Here is a 784-nt window from a genome sequence, read left to right as displayed (position 1 = left end):
AACTTTTTGTAACCATAAAGGCAACTTTTTAATAGCGAGTTGCCTTTATGGTTACAATTATGCTATTATAAGTTTTAATTGAATTTTTCTTATATCATTAAAAGACATCTTATTATTAATAAAGTGTCTTTTAATCCACTTATTCTTTAGGAGGTTTTATAAACATGTCTGGAGAAACTGTTGTATATCAAAATGAAATGAATTTAGTTCCATTACGTAAGTTTACCAGCACAGAGATTGATATATTTTTTAGTCTTTGTAATAAGTTAAAAGAACAAGATATAAAAGAATTAGCTATCCCTTTTGAAGAGTTACGTCATTTAAGTAATTACTATCATCGCTCATTAAAACGTTTTGTTAAAGACTTAGAACATGTATACGATAAAATGTTAACTCTAACTTATACTGAAAGAAGTGGTCTATCTTTCAAAAAATTTGTATTATTTACTGGGTATGAAGTTGATGTTGATGAGAAAAAATTAATCGTTAGTATTAATCCTAAATTAAAGCATGTTTTAAATGAAATAACAGCTGATTTTACTAAATTTGAATTAAAAGAAATGACAAATCTTAAATCTACATACTCTAAAAATATGTTTAGATTATTAAAACAATATAAACACACAGGTTATTTTAAAATTCAAATTGAAGATTTTAGAGAACGATTAGATATTCCTAATAGTTATCGCATGACTCATATTAATCAAAAAGTATTAGCTCCTATAATTAAAGAATTAGGGTTTATCTTTAATAACCTTAATATCAATAAAGTTAAAGCCAAAAA

1 protein-coding gene is annotated in these 784 nt (G+C 24.4%); it reads left to right on the top strand.

Annotation, left to right across the window (positions count from 1 at the left end):
- Nucleotides 1–164: 164 nt before the first annotated feature.
- On the top strand, nucleotides 165–784 hold a 620-nt coding region (locus HMPREF2658_RS00230; RefSeq protein WP_070854166.1), incomplete at its 3' end, for a replication initiation protein.

The organism is Staphylococcus sp. HMSC062H10 (genome assembly GCF_001836945.1).
In the GTDB taxonomy this organism is placed as follows: Bacteria; Bacillota; Bacilli; order Staphylococcales; family Staphylococcaceae; genus Staphylococcus; species Staphylococcus aureus.
This window is presented reverse-complemented; position numbering and strand designations above follow the sequence as displayed.